This window comes from Thalassospira sp. UBA1131, from assembly GCF_002311515.1.
Taxonomy (GTDB): domain Bacteria; phylum Pseudomonadota; class Alphaproteobacteria; order Rhodospirillales; family Thalassospiraceae; genus Thalassospira.
In genome coordinates this window covers 1-2,864 of the sequence record NZ_DCAO01000130.1, presented here as the reverse complement: position 1 = coordinate 2,864, position 2,864 = coordinate 1, and the positions used below count along the sequence as shown (strand labels likewise).

Annotated in this window: 2 protein-coding genes; both read right to left on the bottom strand. The window is 53.3% G+C overall.

The window, feature by feature from the left end; genetic code table 11:
* A partial coding sequence (locus B3Z49_RS21145) for an intermembrane transport protein PqiB (protein ID WP_296994627.1) occupies nt 1–1,448 on the bottom strand: 1,448 nt, incomplete at its 3' end.
* On the bottom strand, nt 1,445–2,770 hold the full coding sequence (locus tag B3Z49_RS21140) for a paraquat-inducible protein A (protein ID WP_296994625.1): 1,326 nt from the start codon (nt 2,768–2,770) through the stop codon (nt 1,445–1,447). The genes B3Z49_RS21145 and B3Z49_RS21140, both read right to left, overlap by 4 nt.
* Nucleotides 2,771–2,864 lie beyond the last annotated feature (94 nt).

Below are 2,864 nucleotides of genomic sequence, written 5' to 3'. Positions count from 1 at the left end.
TTGGTAACAAGCGTGTTTATGCCCGCTGCGGCCTGTTGCAGGCTGATCATCCCGTTATTCAATGCTGGCGACGTGACGATATTCTCCATGCCCTCCACGGTCCCAAGCAGGCGAATTCCGATTTCTTCAATCGGGAAGGTCTCGACCTTTTCAAGAAGACTGGTTAGCGAATTGGCAATTTCGTCCAACTTTTGCGGCAGCGTCGGAAGTTCCGGCAAATTGCCCTCTTGATTGCCAAGATAGCGCGCCGGGGAAACCGGATGCATGGACAGATCGACAAACAACTGACCTGTAATGAAACTTCCTGTCTTGAGGCGGGCACGCAGGCCATTATCAATCAGGGTTTCAATGGTTTCCTGCGGATCAACATCCCCCAGGCGCCCACCAACGATGCTTACGCGTTCTGGTTCAAGTGTGACTTCAACCGGCACACGGAAGGCGTGCTGTGTGACGACATATTCCAGGTCGACACTTTCGACTGTCCCGACACGGATACCGTTGAATTCCACAGGTGCACCGCGCGAAAGTCCGCGAACCGAAGAGTCGAAATAAAGCATGTAGCGCTGACTGTATCCCTCGGCAAGCAACTCGGCCTTCTCAAGGCTTTCATGTAGGCGGAATACCGTATCTGCGGTCGCCATTTCATCGTTTTCATTTGTGGGCGGCGTATAAAAGTTGATCCCGCCCGCCAAAACAGAGCGAACAGACTGTGCGCGCACAGAAAAGCCTTCGGCATTCAGATCAAGGGCGATCCCGCTTGAATCCCAAAATCTGGTTTGGCGTTTAACAAGCGCATCGAAAGGTTTGCGGATAAATACGGGGATTGAAACACCATCCGCATTGGCATCCAGTTCGGTATCAAGCACCTCTCCGACCTCGATCCCGCGCAGCAGGACCGGTGTCCCCTCGCCCAGGGAACCAAGTTCTTCTGCGGTCAGGACAAAACGCGTGCCGTTTTCTTCATCAGGGATAAATTGCGGCTCTTCCTCGCCAACAAATTCGCGTGCCTTTTCACCCGACTTGTCTGGTATCACTTCAATATAGGCCCCGGAAACAATGGTTTCCAAGCCGGTAATACCCCGCGCACTCACGCGTGGGCGCACAACCCAGAACCGCGTTTTATCTGTCAGGTAATCGCTGAAATCCGCGTTCATTCGGATCGTCAGAACAACATGTTCCATATCGTCGGCAAGATTAATGGCTGTCACCTGACCGACATCGACATCGCGATAACGCACGGCAGTCTTACCGGCAGACAGACCTTCTGCCGCTTCAAACGTAACGGTGATTTCGGGACCCTTTGAGACGATATCACGCCACAACAGCCAACCACCGACGATCAAGGCCACCAGCGGCACCAGCCAGATAATTGAAAAACGGCCCCAACCTGTTCGGATGTCGGGCTTTTCCGGCTGTTGATCCGGTTCTGAACTTTTCGCGTCACTCATGACGGGATCCCCTGATTTTCAACGCGGTCATGATCTGTCTTCACATTTGCCAATCCTGGTCGTTTGACCGTTTGCATACCAGCGCGATCCCAAATCAAACGCGGATCAAAGGCCATGGCCGAAAGCATTGTCAAAATGACCACCCCACAAAATGCAACCGCCCCGAAACCGGGTTGAACTGTTGCGATATTTCCAAGTTTCACCAGTGCCGCAAGGATCGATACCATAAACACATCAACCATCGACCATCGCCCGATCAGCTCCGTGATACGATAAATCAATGTGCGCTCCTTGAGTGGACCAGACAACCCCAAGGCGGTCGCAATATAAACCCATCCCAACAGCAGGATTTTGATGATTGGCACCAGAATGCTTGCCGTAAAGACAACGATGGCAATTGGCCACTCCCCGGCCCGGACCAGCGCGCTGACGCCCGAGAGTATAGTGTCCGCCTCTGCCCGGCCAAGATACGTAACGGTCATGATCGGAAAGACATTTGCCGGCACATACAAAATGACAGCAGCCAGCAACAAGGCCCAAGAACGCGACAGGCTGCGTGGTTTTCGGTGATGCACCATCGCACCACAGCGCGGACAACGCACATTGTCGCGCCCGCCGCCCAGAACAACCATGGAGCATGTGTGACAGGTCAGAAGTGTTCTGTCTTGCTGATCTGAACCTTGTTGGTTGCCAATATCTTCAGATGTCGGATAACGCAGGTTTGCCGGTGCCAACCGCCGCCAAACGTAGCGTGGGTCAAGCGTGATATTCATCAGAAGAACTGTCGGGATCAGGCAGCAAATCGCAAAAAATGCAGGACCGGCAATGACGTCAGCAAAATCCGTCAGCTTGGTCAAAGCCACCAGCAACCCGATCAGGAAGACATCGAGCATCGACCAGGGCCGGATGATCGCCAGAATGCGCCAGACCTGCTGCATGCCGGGCACTTGCCTGTTCAAGCTGATCGGCAGCAATACATAGATGTGCGCCGTAATCAGGACCAGCGGTGCCAACACCGATGTGACGGCGACCATAATGGCCAAAAACGGAAACCCTTCGCGCCAGAACGTCAGCACGCCACTGCTTAGTGTGTTGGTTTCAACCCGACCTTCCATGGCAAAGGTCAAAACCGGGTAGCTGTTGGCAATCAAGAACAACAGAAATGCCGTAACAGCCAGTGCCAACGGTTTGTCAAAGCGCACCTGTGCCGCGCGGTACAACGGCGATCCACATCGAACGCAATATGCGACGCTGCCCGTCGGGATTTCTTCCTCGACATGGAGATAGTCGCAATTTTCACAGGCGATCAGTCGATGAGACATTGTTTTCCTGTTTTTACAATCCGTTATACGGACTGGTTCGCACATCAAAGTAAGCGACACTTTTGCATGCAAGTCAAATCGGGTCACTTGGCAG

Coding starts and splice junctions, on each gene's coding strand:
- B3Z49_RS21140 (WP_296994625.1), bottom strand. CDS start 2,770: ATGTCTCATCGACTGATCGCCTGTGAAAATTGCGACTATCTCCATGTC.